This is a genomic window from Cupriavidus pauculus (assembly GCF_022179805.1).
Taxonomy (GTDB): Bacteria; Pseudomonadota; Gammaproteobacteria; order Burkholderiales; family Burkholderiaceae; genus Cupriavidus; species Cupriavidus pauculus_E.
In genome coordinates, this window is record NZ_BPUO01000010.1 from 44,069 (window position 1) to 62,076 (window position 18,008).

The window sequence follows — 18,008 nt, forward strand, 5'->3', positions numbered from 1 at the left end:
CACAGAGAATCCTAGACTCTTTTTCATCGCAATGCGGATTGAGTGTATCGCATAGCGATTAAATTCAAAAGACGATTTGTGCAGAACGACACATCGCCTGCTTGTTGCCAGCGGTCCATGATCGATAGGGAAAAAGCCATGAGAGTAGGAGTCGAGGTAGGTGGGACGTTTACGGATCTGGTTGCCCACACGGATGGGGGCATCCAGGTCATCAAGGTGCCGAGCACGCCGGCATCGCCGGACATCGGGGTACTCGACGCCTTGCGCGCCGCCCGCATCGATGTCTCGCGGATCGAAGACTTCGCGCACGGCTCGACCGTCGCCACCAATGCGGTGCTCGAACGCAAGGGCGGCAAGGTCGCCTTCGTGGCCACGACCGGATTCCGCGACATCCTTTTCCTGCAGCGTCACGACCGCAAGCAGATCTACGACCTGTTCTACCGCAAGCCGGCCCCGCCCGTGCAGCGCAGCGCGTGCTTCGAAGCCCATGAGCGCGTGCTGGCCGACGGCTCGGTCGAGGCAGCCCTCGACGAAGCCCGGTTCCGCGCCGAAGTCCTGCCGCAACTCGAAGCCGGCGGTTTCGACGCCGTGGCGATCTGCCTGCTGAACGCCTACCGCAATCCGGCGCACGAACAGCGCCTGGCCGCGATGATCCGCACGGCACTGCCGGCTATCTCCGTCACGTGCTCGCACCAGGTGGCCTGCGAGTTCCGCGAGTACGAGCGCGCGAGCACCGCCACGCTGTCGGCCTTCGTCCAGCCCGTGATCGCCGGCTATCTGCAGCGGCTGACGGCGGCCCTGACCCGTGACGGATTCCGCGGCCGATTCTCGGTCATGCAGTCCAATGGCGGCCGCCTGCCGGCCGATGCCATGCGCGACAACGCCATCAGCGCCCTGTTCTCGGGCCCCGCCGCCGGCGTGGTCGGCGCCGTGCGCCAAGTGCTGCAGTCTGGCTACCGGGACATCATCACGTTCGACATGGGCGGCACCAGTTCTGACGTCTGCCTGGTGCAGGACGGCAAACCGACCCTGGCGCCCGAAACGGAAATCGATGGCCTGCCGGTACGCACGCCGGTCCTCGACATCGTGTCGGTCGGGGCCGGAGGCGGCAGCCTGATCTGGATCGATGACGGCGGCATGCTGCGCGTGGGCCCGGAAAGCGCCGGCGCGCAGCCGGGGCCTGCCTGCTATGGCCGTGGCGGCACGCGCCCGACCATTACGGACGCCCATGTCGTGCTGGGCACGGTACAGCCGGAAGCCTTCCTTGGCGGGCATATGACGCTGGACGTGGCGGCCGCCCACCGTGCCTTCGACGAGCTGGCCCGCCATTTCGGCCTGCCGGTGGAAGCCGTGGCCTACAACGCGGTGCGGCTGGCCAACGCCAATATCGTGCGCGCCATCCAGCTCGTCTCCACGCAACGGGGCCGGGATCCGCGCGACTACGTGCTGGTGCCGTTTGGCGGCGCCGGACCAATGCAGGCGGCCCAGATCGCCGAGGAACTGGGTATCTCGCTGGTGGTGGCGCCGCCCAATCCGGGCGTCACCTCGGCGCACGGCCTGCTGGCGTCCGACTTCATCAAGTACGAGACGATGACGCATCGCGTGCAGGCGGACGACGATACCTGCGACGCCCTGCGCGAACGCTTCGCGGTCATGCAGCAACAGCTCCAGGACCAGTTCACCAACATGGCGTTCGACCAGCGGCTCGATTTCAGCTTCACGCTCGAGATGCGCTACGTGGGGCAGGCGTTCGAGGTACCGCTGGAACTCGACGCCACGCGCCTGCAAGCCCTGGACCGCCACGCGCTGGAGTCCGGGTTCGTCGACGCCCATCACCGTATCTACTTTCACAGCGACAAGTCCGGTCGCCCCATCGAGGTCGTTGCGCTGCGGGTAGGCGCCACGGTGGCCACGGCACACCTGCCTGCCACCACCGGCGAGACGACCGGCAACGCCATGGCGCGCGGCGAGCACGCGCTCTATGACGGCAAGGGCTGGACACCGTGCCGGCGCGAGCCGGTGACGGGCCTCGCACCGCACGCGGCCCCGCTGCCGGGGCCCGCCGTGCTGGAGGACTACACCACGACCGTACTCGTGCCACTGGGCTGGACCGCAGCGGTGGACGCCCAATCCAACCTGATCCTTGCCAAGGAGGCCTGAGCATGACCGTCAACCCGTTCGACAACGCCATCATCAGCCAGAGCATCCTGGCCGCCGCGCGCGAAATGGGCATCAAGCTGATCCGCTCGGCCTACTCGACCATCCTTCGTGAAGCCAGCGACGGCTCCGCCGCCATCGCCGACGTCAACGGCGACGTGATCGCCCAGGCCGAGCTGATTCCGATCCAGCTTGGCCCCATCGGCATGACGCTCAAGCAGTGCCTGCAGCGCTTTCCGGCCGAAACGATCGGCCCGGACGACTTCATGATCACAAACGACCCGTACTCGGGTGGCCAGCACCTGCCGGACGTCTACATCTTCTGCCCGATCTTCTTCCGGGGGCGCCTGGTCGGCTTTTCGGCCAGCGTGGCACACCAGATCGACTTCGGCGGCGGCGCGCCGGGCCTGGACCCCGGCGCCACCGACATCTACCAGGAAGGCCTGCGCCTGCCGCTCACGCGGTGGTCGGTAAGCCGTGACTGGAATGGCGGACCGCTGGAGCAGCTCGTGCGCGCCAACATCCGCGTACCGGACCTGACCATCGGCGACATGAATGCCATGTTCGCCGCCAACGCAATCGCCGCCGCGCGCATCGCGCAGCTCTGCGAGAAGTATGGCGACACCATGGTGACCGACGTCATGGCCGAGATGGCCAACTATTCCGAGCGGCGCTTCCGTGCCGCCATCGCCCAACTGCCCGACGGGGTTTATTACGGCGAAGACGTCATCGACGACGACGGCACCAGCGACGAGCCGCTGCATATCAAGGTCAAGGTGGCCGTGTCGGGCGACGGGGTCGACATCGATTTCGCTGGCAGCAGCCCCCAGGTGCGCCGCAACCTGAACTCGCCGTTCTCCTGCACGGTGTCGGCGGCGGTAACCTGCGTGAAGTCCATATTGACCTCGCCTGACATTCCGTTCAACGATGGCATTCTTCGTGCGATACGCATCAGCGCGCCGTACGGATCGATCCTGAACCCGGCACCGCCCTCGCCCGTACGGGCTCGGCTCGAAGCCAACTACCGCATCTACAACGCCATCATGCGCGCGCTGTCCTCCGTCGCCCCCGAGAAGGTGATTGCCACAGGGTTCGACACCCTGACCGCCGCGTGCTTCTCATTGCAGCGCGGCGAAGGCTACAGCGTCTACCTGGAGATCTTCGGCGGCGGTTATGGCGGCTCCCTGCACGGTGACGGCTGCGACGCCGTGGACTCGCCGCTTTCCAACTGCGCCAACACGCCCGCCGAGGCGCTGGACATGGAGTACGACTTCTTCCGGCTTGAACGCTATGCGCTGGAGGCCGATTCGTTCGGCCAGGGCAAGCATCGCGGCGGCGCGGGGTTCAGCCGCGAATACTCGGTGCTCAAGGACGGCGTCGTATTCGCCATCTATGCCGACCGCTACCGCTACGCGCCCCAGGGCCTGTTCGGCGGCGAGGAAGGCCAGCGTGGCTACTGCGAACTCACGCGCAACGGCGTGACCGAACGGCTCGCGTCGAAGTCGATGGTGACGCTCAACCGCGGCGACCGCGTCAAGGTCTTCATGGGCGGCGGTGGCGGCTACGGCGATCCGGCCGAGCGAGACCCGGCGCTGATCGAGGCTGACATCGCGAACGGCATGGCATCGGCACAGTAGCGCGGATCGACACGCAGACAAGCACGCAGACCAACAGTCACATCGGGGAGCGAACATCATGCAAGCAAAACCAGGCCGCAAGGCCGGCCTGACAGTGTTGGCGGTATCGGCGGCACTGGCCACGTCCGCCGCCCAGGCGCAGATCTCGGACGGCGCGGTCAGGATTGGCCTGCTGACCGATATGAGCGGCGCGTTCTCGCAGTTCTCGGGACAGGGCTCGGTCGTTGCCGCTCAAATGGCGATCGACGACTGCCTGGCCAGCGAGTGCAAGGGCCTGAAGATCGAATTGCTGACGGCCGACCACCAGAACAAGACCGACATCGCGCTGGCCAAGGCGCGCGAATGGGCCGACATCAACAAGGTGGACGTCTACGCCGACATGGTGAACTCCGCCGTGGCGCTCGCCATGTCGAACCTTGCCGTGCAAAAAGGCAAGGCGGCGCTGTTCGCCGGCGGCCCGGTGCGCATCTCCAGCGAGGAATGCCAGCCCGATTACACCGTGCAATGGATGTGGGATACCTACTCGCAGACCGCCGCCGCCATCAAGGGGCTGGCCAAGCCGGGGCAAGGCTGGTACTTCATCACGGTGGACTACGCGTATGGCAACGCCGCCGTGGCCGAGGCGCGCAAGCAGCTGGAGGCCATCGGCGCACGCACCGTCGGGGAGTCCAAGCATCCGCTGAACAGCAGCGACATGTCGTCGCAAGTCATCGCCGCGCTGCAGTCGAAGGCCGATGTCGTGGCGTTCGCCAACTCGGGCGCCGATGCGGCAAACGCCATCAAGACCGCCAGCGAGTTCAAGCTCTCCGCCAAGAAGCTGCAGGCGGCATTCTTTCCCACGATCTACGAGATCAAGGGCATTGGCCTGGAGCAGGCCAAGGGACTGCGCTTTCCCGAGAGCTTCTATTGGGACATCGACGACGGCACGCGGCGCTTCAGCAAGCGTTTCATGGAGCGCTACAAGAAGGGGCCGCCCTCTCTCACCCATGCCGGGGTCTACTCCTCGGTCTATCACTACCTGAAGGCCGTGGCGGCCACGCGCTCGGACGATGCCCGCACGGTGATCAAAAAAATGCACCAGTTGCCGATCCAGGATGACGTGGTGCGCAACCCGAAGCTGCGCCCGGACGGACGCATGGTGCATGACTACTACTACTTCCGCGTCAAGACGCCGCAAGAGTCCAAGGGCGACTGGGACTTGTACGCGCTGGAGCGGACGCTGCCCGGCGACGAGGTTTTCCTGCCGGTAGCGCAAAGCCAGTGCCGTGTCTTCAAGAACCCGTCCAACTGAGGAGACGACGGATGGCGTCGCCGATGGGCCCGTCCCTGTGGTCCGAAACCGCGCCACCGGCGCCTGTCTTCCCGGCACTCACCGCGTCCACGACGGCCGATGTGCTGGTCGTCGGTGGTGGCTACACGGGATTGTCGGCCGCGTTGCATCTGGCCGAGGCTGGCACCGGCGTTTGCCTGGTCGAGGCCAACGCGCCGGGCTGGGGCGCTTCGGGGCGCAATGGGGGCCAGGTCAATCCATCGCTCAAGCACGATCCGGATGAACTGGTCAGGCAGCTCGGCGCCACGCAGGCCGAAGCGCTGATCGACGCCGTATCGGGCGCTGCCGACCTGGTCTTCAGCCTTGTCGCGCGCCACGCGATCGACTGCCATCCGGTGCGCAACGGGTGGCTGCAACTGGCGTACGCAGAGCGGGATGTTCCCGCATTGCACGCGCGGGCGCGACAGTGGCAGCGCCGAGGCGTCGCGGTCGACATGCTGGACCGCGCGGACGTGGAGCGTCGCGTAGGCACCCACGCGTTTGCGGGCGGATGGCTCGACGGGCGCGCGGGCGCCATCCAGCCGCTGGCCTATGCCCACGGCCTGGCACGTGCCGCCCGCCAGGCGGGCGCCGCGATTCATGGCAATACCCGCGTACGCTCGCTCGCCCGGCAGGGCGGAAGCTGGATCGCTACGCTGGACACGGGCGCCACAGTGCGGGCCGAGCGCGTGCTGATCGCCACCAATGGCTATTCCGACGGACTTTGGCCGGGGTTGCGCCAGACGCTGCTGACCGCGAACAGCTTCATCGTCGCCACGCGCCCGCTGCCCGGCGGCACCGCCGGGACCATCCTGCCGAAAGGCGAGACTGCATCGACCTCTCAGCGTCTGTTGCTCTACTTCCGCAAGGATCACACCGGGCGCCTGCTCATCGGCGGGCGCGGATATTTCACCGATCCCAGCCACCCCCGGGACTTCGCGCACCTGGAACGCTCCGTCGCCCTGCTCTTCCCGCAACTGGGACCGCTCGAAACCGAGTACCGCTGGGCCGGCCGCATCGCCGTGACACGCGATTTCATGCCCCATGTGCACGAGCCCGCGCCGGGCATCACGATGGCGGTGGGCTGCAACGGCCGCGGCATCGCGCTATGCACAAGCCTTGGCAAGCACCTCGCCACGCGCATGGCGGGCGGGCCGGCGCCCATCCCGTTCCCGGTCTCTCCGTTGAAGCCGATACCGTTCCACGGCCTGCAACGGCTGTACATCGCCGCCGGCGTGGCGTGGTACAGCCTGCTCGACAAGATCGCGTAGGCGTTTAGGCGAGCGCGATGGCTGGCCTACCAGTTCTCCTCGCGCGCGTTGTCGAGCAGGAAGTCGCGCAGGAGCTGCGCGCTGGGGCCGATCTTCTTCGAATGCACCAGGAAGATTTCGAGCGGCGCGGTTTCCACCTCGGGCAGTACACGTACCAGGTCGCCGGATGCGAGCAGCGACGCCGCATCGTAGGCCGGCAGCCGCGCAATGCCGTCGCCCGCCAGCACGAAGGCGAGCCGTGACGCCGCGCTGTCGGTCACGACGTCGCCCTGCACCGGGATGTCGATGTCCCGGCCATCGACGCGCACCGCCGTGCTGCGCTGACTGGGCGGATAGATGACCCAGCGATGGTGTTCCAGTTCGTCGACCGAGGCCGGTGCACGATGCGCGCGCAGGTAGGCCGGCGCCGCGCAGAGCATCGTGACTTCTCGCAGCAGGGGGCGCGCCACCAGCGACGAGTCGGCCAGGGGGCCTGCGCGCACGGCCAGTTCCACGCCGTGATGGACGATATCCACGTTCGCGTCCGACATCGCGACATGAAGACGCACGGCCGGATAGCGGCGTCGAAACGCCACCAGCGCCGGCAAGATTCGCTTGGTGCCGAAATGATGCGAACAGGTCAGCCAGACTTCGCCACGTGGCTCGGCGCGCATCAGTTCCATGCTGCGGATACCGTCCACCGCCTCGTCCAGGAGCCGCTCGCAATGCACGCGGAATGCCTGCCCGGCTGGCGTGAGGCTGAAGCTGCGCGTGCTGCGCTGTGCCAGCGGCACGCCAAGCCGGTTTTCGAGCGCCCGGATGTGATGGCTGACGACCGCCCGCGTGAGGCCCAGCGTGCGCGCGGCACCGGCAAAGCTGCCGCTGCGCACCACGGTGGCGAAGATCGCCATCGCGCGTAGTTCGTCGAGGATCGTGCTGTTCGTGTCCATCCGCCTATTGTCTTATTCGATAAGCCAATGTGTCAACACGACGATACCTACTCGGCACATCGGGAACAGCCTACAGTTCCTTCAACCCCGATCCACCGGGACGACATCAAGCCAAAAGGAGTTCATCATGACCGTCAAGCATGTACTGTTCATTTTGACAAACGCCGCCGAGATCGGACCGAACAAGCGCGCCACGGGGTATTTCTACCCCGAGGTTGCCCATCCGTACGAAGTGCTGGACCACGCCGGCATCGCCGTCGAATATGCGTCGCCGCTGGGTGGCAACCCGCCGTTTGACGGCTACGACGACACGGACCCGGCACAGCACGCCTTCAGCCAGAGCCAGGCCATCCGCCGCATGGCACATAGCCGCAAGCTGTCGGAAGTCGACGTACTCGACTACGACGCGATCTTCTTCCCCGGCGGCCTCGGCCCCATGGTCGACATCGCCAACGACCCGGACGTCAAGCGCGCCGTGCTGCGCGCCTGGAACGGGGGCAAGATCGTCGCCGCCGTGTGCCACGGCCCGGTTGCGCTGCTCGGCGTCAATCTCGACGACGGCACCCCGCTCGTCCAGGGCCGCAAGCTGACATCGTTCTCGAACGCGGAAGAAGACGGCTACGCCAAGGCCGACGTGCCATTCATGCTGGAAGACGCCCTGCGCGCGGCAGGCGCCGAGTACTCGTCGACCGACCCGTGGCAGTCCAAGCTCGTGGTCGATGGCCGCCTGATCACGGGCCAGAATCCGGCATCGGGCACCGCGGTGGGTGAAGCCATCGTCGCCGCACTGACGGAGGCCAAGTGATGAGCGCGTCAGGACAGATCGTCGTCATCGCGCGCTGGCGGATGGACGAAGCACGGGTGGCCGAAGTACTCGAACTGGTCGGTGCGCTGCGCAAGCAGTCGCTGGCCGAGCCCGGGTGCCTGGGCTACGAGGTGTTCCGCAACACGGATGAGCCGGGCTCGCTGCTGCTGCTCGAACGCTATCGCGACAACGCCGCCATCGAAGCCCATCGCCAGGCGCCGCACTACCGCGAACTGGTGGTCGAACGGATCATCCCGTTGTTGTCCGACAGGCAGGTCGAGCTGTTGCCAGCTTGAGACTTGCGGTCAGGTGGCGGCTCGCCGCGGTGCCGGCGTGTCCGCCAGGTAGATCTCGAACACCTCGACCAGATGCCGGATCCCCTGTTCGAGGTCGTCGGCGGACGACTCAGGCGCGCAAGCCGGCTGCCTGTACGTGCCCGATGCCAGCGCGTCGAGCATGCAGGCCGCTATCGCATCGTAGCGATCGGCGCGTTGCCGGGCATGGGCGTCCGGCTCGCCGGCGCGCAGCACCTCGATCACGGCGGCGGCCCCGCATACCGACCGCAGCGCCACGATCACCTCGCGAAGCTGTTCCAGCTTCACCGAGCGCCACTGCCCTTCCAGTAGCATGCGCTCGCGCGTGACTTCGAGCCGCGTGCTCGTCATGCCGGCCTCGCGCTGCAGCCGATCCAGCGAGTCATCGGCGTCACCGGCCATCCGCAGCGCCGCCGACGCAAACGCCATGTTGGCGCCGATGGCCGCCGACAGGGCTGACTTCAGGGCGTTGTTCTCCTTGTCAGGCCAAAGCAGGAAACTCGCCGCCACACCCACGCAGGCACCCACGAATTCATTGGTCAGGCGCGCCATCACCAGGCCGTTGGCGGGATGAATGAAGTCCGACAGCATCATGAACATTGGCGTCAGGAAGACCACGAACAGGCCGTAGTTCACCAGCCGCAGTGCAACGGTGATGACCGCAAGCGGCAGGATCGCCAGGATCATCGCGACCGGATCGGACAGGTGGGTCAGCAGCACGGCCGCCATCGCCCCGCCGACGAGCGTGCCGCAGGCGCGCTCCAGGATGCGCAGCCAGGTATTGGCGGAAACAGGCTGGGTCACGACAATGGCGGCGATTGCGCCCCAGTAGGCGAAGGTGACGCTGAACCACGTGCCGATCATGTAGGCCAGCACCGACGCCACCGCCACCCGCAGCGCATGGCGCCACACCAATGCATCGATCCCCATCGCACCGGCAGGCGCGGTCGATGGCGCCTGGCGGTCGGCCGCGAGTGATTGATCGCGGTCTGCCAGCCGCGCGATAGCGGTGGCGGCAAAGGCAACGGCGCGCGACGCCGGATCGTTCAAGCCGGCCGTCTTCTGCATCAACGCCATGGCCTGCGCGCGCAAGACTTCGGGCTGCGGGAGTTGTTGCTGGACCTGCCCGGTCACCGTTTGCAGCAGGCTCCGCAGTTCCGCGAGCAGGGCCTGCGAAGGCGCGTCATATCCTGAGGCACCTTCGCGCCGGCAATGTCCCATGGCGATCAGCGCCGAAAACACCCTGCCCGCAGCGTCGATGCCGCGCCCCAGCACGGGGTGGTTGCGCACGTCATGCGCCGCCAGCGCCCTGCCGCGCTCGATCGACATACGCACGCCACGCCGGTAGACCGTGTCGAACGCCGTCCAGCCTTGCGCGTCCGTCTGCATGTCGCCTTGCCGCAGCGATTCGAGAAAGCCCGCCATGTCCTCGAGCCTGCCGAAGATCGTGGCAAGCGTCAGGCATGCCGATTGGGGAAACGGCATGGGCCACAGAAACACGCAGAAGAGGATGGTCCAGGCGGATCCCAGCAGGAAGTAGCCCATGTGGGCCAGGGCACCGGCCAGTGGCTCGGGCGTTGCAATGCCGATGACAACCGCGAGCGAGGCGATCAGTCCCGCCTGCGCCGGCATTGGCCCCAGCGACGGCTTGTAGGACCGCGTCAGCCCACAGAGAAATACCAGCACGAACAGGGTGAGGATGCTGGCCGCATAGCCCCAATGGGCACCATAAACGGCCATCGGCAAGACGACGGCGCCGAGCGCGGCAAAGATGCCCATCGACTTCAGGCGCGACGACTTTGATCCCTGGGGGTCGCAAAGACAGGTCCAGAACGCAGCCACCGCGCCGAACGCGATGTCGGGACGACCGAGTAGCGCCGCCGCGCAAAGCATTGGCGCCATCGCCAGCGCCGCGTGGATGCCCTCGGTGATCGCAATGCGCTCGGGCGTGATCGCGAACACATGCCCTTCTGACCAGAGGGTGCGACGGCTGACCTGGGAGACGATCTTACCGATCATGGGCATGGCACCCCCCGATACGCTGAATACGCTGAGTTGTTGGCTTGCTGACGCTGACGACGTGCGGGGAGTTTTCCGCCTCCCCATTCTAGACAACGGCGGAGGCGCCTAAGGCTCCCTCCCCCACCCCCGGGTTTACGTTACTTGCCCCTCCCTCTCACCCCGCCTAAATTCATGGTTAATTGTTAACAATCAATTGTTGGCAAGCCTAGAAACGAGGAAAACATGCGTATTGAGCACTTTGAGACCATCGCCTGCGACGCTGGGTGGCGTAATTACTACTTTCTGAAGGTTGTGACGTCTGACGGCACGGTTGGCTGGAGCGAGTACGACGAGTCGTTTGGGCCGCCGGGGTTGACCGGTGTGATCGAGCAGCTCGGTGCGCGGTTGATCGGCAAGTCCGTGTACGACCACGAGCAAGCGTATGGCCGGCTGGCGGCGTCGTTACGGCCGGCGCCTTATGGGCTCAGTGCCGAGGCGATTGGTGCGATCGAGAATGCCTTGCTCGATGCGAAGGCCAAGTCGTTGGGGCTGCCGGTTTATCAGCTGCTGGGCGGCAAGCATCGGGATAGCGTGCCGATTTACTGGTCGCACTGCGCCACTTGGCGGATCAGCCATCCCAAGCTGTATCCGCCGGCCATTGTCGATCTGGATGGAGTGAAGAAGGCCGGTGAAGACGCACGCAAGTCGGGGATTTCGGCGCTGAAGACGAATCTGTTTGTCGATGAAAATGGCAAGCCGCGCCAGTGGATGGCCGGTTTTGGTTCGCCTTATGCGCCGTCGCTGAACGTCGACAAGGCGTTGATCCGGAATCTGCGGGCGCATCTGGAAGCGCTGCGCGACGGTGCCGGCCCGGACGTCGATATTCTCGTGGACCTGAATTTCAACGCGCGCACCGAGGGTTATCTTTCGCTGATCAATGCGATCAAGGATTTCGATCTGTTCTGGGTCGAGCTTGATATCTACAACCCGGACGCCATGGCGTATATCCGCCAGCGCAGTCACGCACCGATCGCGGCCTGCGAGACGCTGTTTGGCGTGCGCCAGTTCCTGCCTTATTTCCAGGCGCAGTCCATGGATGTGGCCATTGTCGATGCGGTGTGGAATGGCGTCTGGCAGGCGATGAAGATTGCCAACGTGGCCGATGCGTTCGACGTCAATATCGCGCCGCATAACTTCTACAGCCATCTCTCCACGATGATGAATGTGCATTTTGCGGCGGCGGTGCCGAATCTGCGCGTCATGGAAGTGGACGTGGACCGGCTGTCCTGGGACGACGAACTCTTTACCAGCACGCCGCAAATCGAACGTGGCGGGATTCTGGTGCCGGATGCCCCGGGTTGGGGTTGCGATCCCATCGAGGAAGCGCTGCGCGCCCATCCGCCGCAAGTCCGTCGCAGCCATCTGGGCCTGTAAGTCCTTCAAATCCTAAATACCGATCACTTCCCGGGAGGAGGTGGAGACCGTCGCGCGCTGGCGCGACCGACCTCCCCTCGGGAGCCGCCTATATCACCACCATTCGAATGGCTGGAGCAGGATCATGATGACAGTTTCCACCCCCGCCGCGCGGCAGCACGCGGCGCCTTCGCACACGCGTGACGAGGTGAAGCAAACCTTTGCCAAGGTCACGCTGCGCATTATTCCGTTCCTTTTCATCTGCTATGTCTTTGCCTACCTGGACCGCGTCAATATTGGCTTTGCCGCGCTGCAGATGAAGCAGGATCTGGCGTTCTCGGACGCCGTCTACGGTCTGGGGGCCGGCATTTTCTTCCTCGGCTATTTTCTGTTCGAGGTGCCCAGCAACCTGCTGCTCGAAAAGATTGGCGCGCGCAAGACGCTGATGCGGATCATGGTCGTGTGGGGATGCATTTCGGCGAGCTTCGCGTTTATCAGCACGCCCACGCAGTTCTACGTGGCCCGCTTTCTCCTGGGCGCGTTCGAGGCCGGATTCTTTCCCGGTATCGTGCTGTACCTGACGTACTGGTACCCGCCCGCCATGCGTGGAAAGATCATTACGCTCTTCATGTCCGCCATTGCGGTATCGGGTGTGATTGGCGGCCCGCTGTCCGGCTGGATCATGGTCAACATGACCGGTGCGTCGGGTCTGAATGGCTGGCAATGGCTGTTTATTATCGAGGCGGTGCCGTCGATTATTCTCGGCGTGCTGGTGATGTTTGTGCTGTCTGACAAGCCGGCAGATGCCCGCTGGCTCACGGCGCGGGAAAAAGAGATCCTGATCCATGAAGTGGGTGAAAACGGCGCGCATGGTCATGGTCATTCGTTCGCGAAAACGCTGCGCGATCCGCGACTCTATGCCATGTCGATGATTTACTTCACGATCGCCGCCGGCCTGTACATCATCAGTTTCTGGCTGCCCGAAATGGTGCGCAGCTATCACGTGACCAATCCCCTGCAGATCGGCATCCTGTCGGCGATTCCTTATGTGGTGACGTGCGTCGGCATGGTGATCGTCGGCAAGCATTCCGACAAGACCGGCGAACGCCGCTGGCACGTGGCACTGGGCATGATCGTTGCCGCGATTGGGCTGGTCACCGTAACGTTTGTCCATACCAGCCTGGTGGTCGCGCTGGTCGTGTTCTCGATTACCACGCTCGGCATCCTGACCGCCATGCCGCTGTTCTGGACGATTCCCACCTCATACTTGTCCGCGTCCGGTGCGGCCGGCGGTATTGCCGTTATCAACAGCATTGGACTGATTGGCGGTTTCGCCAGCCCGTCCGTGCTCGGCTGGGTCAAGATTACGACCGGATCCCTGAACTACGGCCTGTACACGTTTGCGATAGCGCTGGTACTGGGCGCGATTCTGCTGCTGACGGCCATGCCACAGCGATTGCTCAAGGGCGACGCTCGCGTTTAATTAAAAGGAGACATCATGCGAATTCTGGTTTTGGGCGCCGGCGCGATCGGCGGCTACTATGGCGGCCGGCTGGTTCAGCACGGCGCGGACGTCACCTTTCTCGTGCGCCCGGCGCGGCGCGCCATTCTCGAACGCGATGGCCTGAACATTCGCAGCCAATACGGCGATTTCAAGGCCACCGTGAAAACGGTCACCCAGCAGGAGCTGAACGGGCACTATGACATCGTGCTGCTGACCAGCAAGGCTTATGACCTCGATTCCGCCATCGAAGCCATTCGCCCCACGGTGGGTCCGAATACCGCCGTGCTGCCGTTGCTGAATGGCATGGCGCATATCGACAAGCTCAATGCGGAGTTTGGTGCGGAGCGCGTACTCGGCGGGCTGGCGAAAATCATCGTCGCGCTCGACAAGGAAGGCACGATTCAGCATTTGAACGACTGGTGCTATATCAAGTTCGGCGAACAGTCGGGCGTGATGAGCGACCGCGTGCTGGCCCTGCAGCGAGCATTTCCGCAAGACAGCGTCAAGGCCAGTGCCGTGCCGGACATCATGCATAACCTGTGGGAGAAGTTCGTTCATCTCTCCACGGTTGCTACGGTGACTACGCTGCTACGCGCCAGCGTCGGTGAAATTGCCACGGTGCCCGGCGGTACTGAATTCTTCTATCAGGTGCTGGCGGTTCACGCCGAGGTCGCCGCCCGTGAGGGATATCCGATGACCGACGCATTCCTGGCGGAATACCGGGCGCTGTTCGCCAACAAGGAATCGGCGTATGTCCCGTCGATCTTGCGCGACCTGGAACGCAAGTCGGCCATCGAGGGCGAGCACATTGTCGGCTACATGCTCTCGCGCATCCGGGCGCATGGCCTGGATGAAACCGTCCATCGGATTTGCTGGCTGAACCTGCAAGCCTACGATCTACGGCGGGCGACAGGAAGGCTGATTCCTCAATAAATCATGCCTTGAAAGGCACTTTTGCTCCACTCGGCCGCCTGGGATTAACTGCCCACAATTAACAATCGCCTCCGCCGGGCGGTATGATGCCAGTCATCCGCCCTTGTCTGGCAGCCCAGGCTAGCGCCTCGCACCCGCTCCACGATTGGTTCGGGTGCGTTTCCGTTTCCGGTCAAGCATCTATGAGTACTCGCATTGAAATCGACAAACGCAGCCTGGATCGGCAAGCCGCCGACTGGATTCGCGACGCCATTTTTTCTGGCGACCTCGCGCCCGGTTCCCGGCTGACCGAAATAGCGCTGGCCAAACAGATTGGCCTGTCGCGCTCCACGGTTCGCGCCGGCATGCAGCGCCTGGCCAGTGAAGGTCTTCTGATCCAGCACGCCTATACCGGATGGGAAGTCGTGTCGCTGTCGGCGGAAGACGCCTGGGAGCTTTACACGCTGCGCAGCAACCTGGAAGGCATGGCCTCAAAGCTTGCCGCCGCAAGTATCGACGACGCCGGCCGCAAGAAACTGCGCGAGGCACTGGCGGAGCTGAAATCCGCTATCGCCGATTCAGATCGCAGGCGCATCGCCGAGGCCGACCTGACTTTTCACAAGACGGTTGTCGCGCTGTCGGGCCATCGCCGGCTGATCGTCCAGTACGGATTGATCAGCGACCCGGTGATGCTCTACATCCTCATGACGACAAAACTGATGGAGTATTCCGAGGCGATATATGCCGAGCACGAGCATATGGCGTCGGCAATCCTGCAGGGGGACACGGCGGAAGCCGAAAAACTGGCCCATGACTATGCGCAGATGCATGGCGAACGCCTGGTGAACGTATTGCAGGCGCAAGGCGAGTTTCAGGAAATATGAAGCGGAACGGCGCCGATGCTTCCAGAGCATCGGCGCCGTCATTCATCAGGCGCTAGTTACCTCAGTCGCCTCAGTCGTAATACGCGGGAAGCACCTTGAGCTGTTCGGTCTGATGCTTGTCATGGTTGATGAACAGCTTCGCCTTGTAGGTGGCCATCAGTTTCCTGACTTTTTCCATCGACGCGAGCGAATCCGCTTTGCTGGTATTCAGCGACGGCACGATGCTGTGCTCGAAGTTACCTTCCAGATGCACCACGTCGCCGGACAGAATCACAAAGCCTGTGTTCTTCAGGTGAACCATCAGCGACTGGCTACCCGGCGTGTGGCCCGGCGTGGCCACCAGCGTCACGCTGCCGTCGCCGAAAACGTCGGTATCGCCCTCCACCAGCTTCAGGTCCTTCGGCTTTCCCATCAGCTTGCGCGCCAGCGCCATCAACTGGTTGACGTTTTCATTCGTCCCGTTGGGCGAATGGATCCAGTCATATTCGGCCTTCTGCATGAGAATCGTCGAGTTCGGGAACAGGCTCACATTGCCGATATGGTCGCCATGCGTGTGCGAAATGGCCACGCGGCCAACATCATCCGGCTTGAGTCCGAGTTCCGCGAGCTGGGCCGTCAGCGTCTTGTCCAGGTGATAGACGATCAGTTTCGGCAGCGTCGACCAGCCCTTGGGATCGTTGTACGCCGATTCGGGCACGCCGGTATCCCAGAGCAGCCAATCCTTGCCATGCTTGACCAGCCAGCAGGTCGACGAGAATTCGACGCTTTTGCCAACGTTCCGGCCCGGCGTCCAGACCGACTCGTCATTGGCCAGGGATCGGCCGCAGTCCACGCGGTACAGCCTGTCGGCCACGCCGGCCCGGGTTGCGTCCGGTAGTGCGGACGCCGCGTGCGCAACCGGGGCGCCTTCCAGCATGAACAGCAACGACATCACCGCGGATGCCACCGCCACTTTTGTTTGCCTCAGCATTACCAATTCTCCTGGTGAAGATAATCGAGTGGGTGATCAGGGCGCACGCAGCACCAGCGGCTTGTTCTTCTCGACAATATAGTGAGCAATTGCCTTGAACCGCGTGGTGCCGGTATTGCAGACGTTATGCATTTCTTCCTGCCCGAACTGCAGTGGATGTCCCGCCACAAGAATCTGGTCAGGCTTGTGGTCGAACTTCGCCACCGCCGCGCCTTCGAGCACATAGGCACTTTCAATCCCTGGATGCGCATGCCGGGTCGTGCACTGACCGGGTTCGAGTTCAGCAATCACGCTGACCGTCTCGTACCCTGGCGGAAAATCGATGGTCTGCAGCGCCGTTCGTTTCTGGGCAAACGCGTTGCTACCTGCGCCCAGCAGAACGGCCGCGGCCGCGACAACGGCCAGGGATCGGCTTGGATATTTCATGGTGTCTTCTCCAGATAAATAGTTGTTATTGCGGTACTTCAGGGGGATTAACTGCCCCGTGCGCGTTGAACGCGAAAATTCACGAGCGCACAGGCCAGCAGGAAAACGGCGGTAATGACAAAGACCGGGCGCAGCCCGATGTAGGTGGCCACGGAACTGCCCAGAAACGGGCCGACGACCTGGCCCGAGAATTGCGCCGATTGCAGGTAGCCGAGCGTCTTGCCGGAACGGTTTTCCGGCACCGACTGCCGCACCAGCTTGGCGATGGACGGTAGGAGCCCCGCGATGGTCATGCCCATCACGCCACGCAGCACCGCCAGTTGCCACCATTCGGTGACAAACGCCTGCGGCACCATCACCAGCGCGGTAGCCACCAGGCATCCGACAATGACGTTCCAGCTACCAATCCGGTCCGCCAGCGCGCCCAGGCGCGGCGCCGTCAGCATGCTGCCGAAGGCCGAGGCCGCCATCACCACGCCGGCCATGCGGGCCTGGCTGGCGGTCGGCACACCGAGTTGGCCGATGTAGACCGTGATGATCGGCTCGATGGACATGTTGGCCACCAGCACCATCATTGCGGTGAACAGCAGTGCGACGATGACCGGCCACGGCGCCCCGCCCGCGCCTTCGGCGCTTGCGTGTACAGGCACCTTCGTATCGACGTCGCGCTGGAAATCCTCGCGAATCAACGTAACGGTGGCGATCGCGGCGGCTGCAATCAGCGCACCGCCGACGAAAAACGTGCCCCGGATGCCGAACAGGTCGGGCAGAAATCCACCCACCAGCGGGCCAACCAGGTTCCCGGAGAGCGCCCCGGTGGACAACAGACCCAGCGCCCAACCGGCTTTCTCGCGCGGCGCCTGCGTGCCGACCAGCACGATGGACGCCGACGCATAGCCGCCGATCAAGCCGGCAACCAGCCGCAATGCCACCAACTGGTTCACATCCTGCGCGAGGCCGATCAACGACATCACCACCGCCATGCCGATGGCGGCGCGGATCAGCATGGGCCTGCGGCCATAGCGGTCGGCAAGGCGCCCCCACAGCGGCGCGGTAACCGCCGTGCCGAAGAACGTCGCGCCAAAGGCGGCGGCAGACCACTGGACAATCGCCTGCTGCGACGTCACCCCAAGCTGCTCGACGTAGAGCGGCAGGAACGGCAGCAGCATGCTCAGGCTCACGGCCGTCGTGAAGGAGCCCACCACACACACCATCAGGTTCTTGCGCCAATAGCTGACGTTGCGCTGCGCATATCCCGGGATCACAGCGGTTCCGGCGTCCGCCGCCGTAAGCGGCGCACCGCCTGCAGATACCGGGTTGTTCATCGTTCTCATGGCCATGCGCCCATCGCTATTGCAGATGACTGAAGGCTATGTGCAATAGCGAATCCCGAGAACTGAAATATCGAGATATGACCTATCTTGGATTTAGATAGGTAAGCGCGTTCTTCGCCGAGGGGCTACAGTTGCGCATGAG

General features: G+C 64.0%; 15 protein-coding genes. 10 read left to right on the forward strand and 5 right to left on the reverse strand.

Annotated features, from left to right (window positions below; translation table 11 throughout):
• Nucleotides 1-138: 138 nt before the first annotated feature.
• The 4 genes from MFF62_RS20675 to MFF62_RS20690 are packed head-to-tail and all read left to right on the forward strand — an operon-like array spanning nt 139 to nt 6,374.
• Entirely contained in the window at nt 139-2,160 is a 2,022-nt protein-coding gene (locus tag MFF62_RS20675; protein ID WP_238264999.1) for a hydantoinase/oxoprolinase family protein, read from the forward strand.
• Nucleotides 2,161-2,162: 2 nt separating this feature from the next.
• A complete protein-coding gene (locus MFF62_RS20680) occupies nt 2,163-3,794 on the forward strand; it encodes a hydantoinase B/oxoprolinase family protein (protein ID WP_238265000.1) in 1,632 nt (543 codons plus the stop codon).
• A 58-nt stretch (nt 3,795-3,852) separates the two neighbouring features.
• Nucleotides 3,853-5,085, forward strand: a complete 1,233-nt coding sequence (locus tag MFF62_RS20685; RefSeq protein WP_238265001.1) for an ABC transporter substrate-binding protein — start codon at nt 3,853-3,855, stop codon at nt 5,083-5,085.
• An 11-nt stretch (nt 5,086-5,096) separates the two neighbouring features.
• The gene (locus tag MFF62_RS20690; protein ID WP_238265002.1) at nt 5,097-6,374 is read left to right on the forward strand and encodes an NAD(P)/FAD-dependent oxidoreductase; all 1,278 of its coding nucleotides are present in this window, start codon (nt 5,097-5,099) and stop codon (nt 6,372-6,374) included.
• Between the two features lie 26 nt (nt 6,375-6,400).
• Here the strand turns inward: MFF62_RS20690 and MFF62_RS20695 are convergent, their stop codons facing one another.
• Nucleotides 6,401-7,303, reverse strand: a complete 903-nt coding sequence (locus MFF62_RS20695) for a LysR family transcriptional regulator (protein WP_238265003.1) — start codon at nt 7,301-7,303, stop codon at nt 6,401-6,403.
• Nucleotides 7,304-7,430: 127 nt separating this feature from the next.
• Between MFF62_RS20695 and MFF62_RS20700 the strand changes: the two genes are divergently transcribed.
• Nucleotides 7,431-8,108: a type 1 glutamine amidotransferase domain-containing protein gene (locus MFF62_RS20700; protein WP_238265004.1), complete on the forward strand. Its 678-nt coding sequence runs from the start codon at nt 7,431-7,433 to the stop codon at nt 8,106-8,108.
• Nucleotides 8,108-8,404 (forward strand): putative quinol monooxygenase, encoded by a 297-nt coding sequence (locus MFF62_RS20705; RefSeq protein WP_238265005.1) that lies wholly within the window; start codon nt 8,108-8,110, stop codon nt 8,402-8,404. Before MFF62_RS20700 ends, MFF62_RS20705 begins: the two co-directional genes overlap by 1 nt.
• A 9-nt stretch (nt 8,405-8,413) precedes the next feature.
• Here MFF62_RS20705 and MFF62_RS20710 read toward each other — a convergent pair whose 3' ends face one another.
• Entirely contained in the window at nt 8,414-10,447 is a 2,034-nt protein-coding gene (locus MFF62_RS20710) for an FUSC family protein (protein WP_238265006.1), read from the reverse strand.
• A gap of 219 nt (nt 10,448-10,666) precedes the next feature.
• Between MFF62_RS20710 and MFF62_RS20715 the strand changes: the two genes are divergently transcribed.
• From MFF62_RS20715 to MFF62_RS20730, 4 genes are all read left to right on the forward strand, one after another.
• Entirely contained in the window at nt 10,667-11,857 is a 1,191-nt protein-coding gene (locus MFF62_RS20715; protein ID WP_238265007.1) for a mandelate racemase/muconate lactonizing enzyme family protein, read from the forward strand.
• 124 nt (nt 11,858-11,981) lie between these two features.
• Nucleotides 11,982-13,319: an MFS transporter gene (locus tag MFF62_RS20720; protein WP_238265008.1), complete on the forward strand. Its 1,338-nt coding sequence runs from the start codon at nt 11,982-11,984 to the stop codon at nt 13,317-13,319.
• A 30-nt stretch (nt 13,320-13,349) separates the two neighbouring features.
• The gene (locus MFF62_RS20725; RefSeq protein WP_238265009.1) at nt 13,350-14,273 is read left to right on the forward strand and encodes a 2-dehydropantoate 2-reductase; all 924 of its coding nucleotides are present in this window, start codon (nt 13,350-13,352) and stop codon (nt 14,271-14,273) included.
• 182 nt (nt 14,274-14,455) lie between these two features.
• The gene (locus tag MFF62_RS20730) at nt 14,456-15,136 is read left to right on the forward strand and encodes a GntR family transcriptional regulator (protein WP_238265010.1); all 681 of its coding nucleotides are present in this window, start codon (nt 14,456-14,458) and stop codon (nt 15,134-15,136) included.
• 70 nt (nt 15,137-15,206) lie between these two features.
• Here the strand turns inward: MFF62_RS20730 and MFF62_RS20735 are convergent, their stop codons facing one another.
• The 3 genes from MFF62_RS20735 to MFF62_RS20745 are packed head-to-tail and all read right to left on the reverse strand — an operon-like array spanning nt 15,207 to nt 17,857.
• Nucleotides 15,207-16,106: an N-acyl homoserine lactonase family protein gene (locus MFF62_RS20735; protein ID WP_238265011.1), complete on the reverse strand. Its 900-nt coding sequence runs from the start codon at nt 16,104-16,106 to the stop codon at nt 15,207-15,209.
• A 36-nt stretch (nt 16,107-16,142) separates the two neighbouring features.
• Nucleotides 16,143-16,532, reverse strand: coding sequence for a cupin domain-containing protein (locus MFF62_RS20740; RefSeq protein ID WP_238265012.1), 390 nt, complete (start codon nt 16,530-16,532; stop codon nt 16,143-16,145).
• 47 nt (nt 16,533-16,579) lie between these two features.
• Entirely contained in the window at nt 16,580-17,857 is a 1,278-nt protein-coding gene (locus tag MFF62_RS20745; protein ID WP_238265130.1) for an MFS transporter, read from the reverse strand.
• Nucleotides 17,858-18,008: the final 151 nt, after the last annotated feature.

What these genes read in the sequence shown, in the direction of transcription:
- MFF62_RS20710 (WP_238265006.1), bottom strand. Translation starts at nt 10,447, where the DNA reads ATGCCCATGATCGGTAAGATCGTCTCCCAGGTCAGCCGTCGCACCCTC.
- MFF62_RS20740 (WP_238265012.1), bottom strand. Translation starts at nt 16,532, where the DNA reads ATGAAATATCCAAGCCGATCCCTGGCCGTTGTCGCGGCCGCGGCCGTT.
- MFF62_RS20690 (WP_238265002.1), top strand. Translation starts at nt 5,097, where the DNA reads ATGGCGTCGCCGATGGGCCCGTCCCTGTGGTCCGAAACCGCGCCACCG.
- MFF62_RS20695 (WP_238265003.1), bottom strand. Translation starts at nt 7,303, where the DNA reads ATGGACACGAACAGCACGATCCTCGACGAACTACGCGCGATGGCGATC.
- MFF62_RS20715 (WP_238265007.1), top strand. Translation starts at nt 10,667, where the DNA reads ATGCGTATTGAGCACTTTGAGACCATCGCCTGCGACGCTGGGTGGCGT.
- MFF62_RS20680 (WP_238265000.1), top strand. Translation starts at nt 2,163, where the DNA reads ATGACCGTCAACCCGTTCGACAACGCCATCATCAGCCAGAGCATCCTG.
- MFF62_RS20675 (WP_238264999.1), top strand. Translation starts at nt 139, where the DNA reads ATGAGAGTAGGAGTCGAGGTAGGTGGGACGTTTACGGATCTGGTTGCC.
- MFF62_RS20685 (WP_238265001.1), top strand. Translation starts at nt 3,853, where the DNA reads ATGCAAGCAAAACCAGGCCGCAAGGCCGGCCTGACAGTGTTGGCGGTA.
- MFF62_RS20720 (WP_238265008.1), top strand. Translation starts at nt 11,982, where the DNA reads ATGATGACAGTTTCCACCCCCGCCGCGCGGCAGCACGCGGCGCCTTCG.
- MFF62_RS20705 (WP_238265005.1), top strand. Translation starts at nt 8,108, where the DNA reads ATGAGCGCGTCAGGACAGATCGTCGTCATCGCGCGCTGGCGGATGGAC.
- MFF62_RS20745 (WP_238265130.1), bottom strand. Translation starts at nt 17,857, where the DNA reads ATGAACAACCCGGTATCTGCAGGCGGTGCGCCGCTTACGGCGGCGGAC.
- MFF62_RS20700 (WP_238265004.1), top strand. Translation starts at nt 7,431, where the DNA reads ATGACCGTCAAGCATGTACTGTTCATTTTGACAAACGCCGCCGAGATC.
- MFF62_RS20730 (WP_238265010.1), top strand. Translation starts at nt 14,456, where the DNA reads ATGAGTACTCGCATTGAAATCGACAAACGCAGCCTGGATCGGCAAGCC.
- MFF62_RS20735 (WP_238265011.1), bottom strand. Translation starts at nt 16,106, where the DNA reads ATGCTGAGGCAAACAAAAGTGGCGGTGGCATCCGCGGTGATGTCGTTG.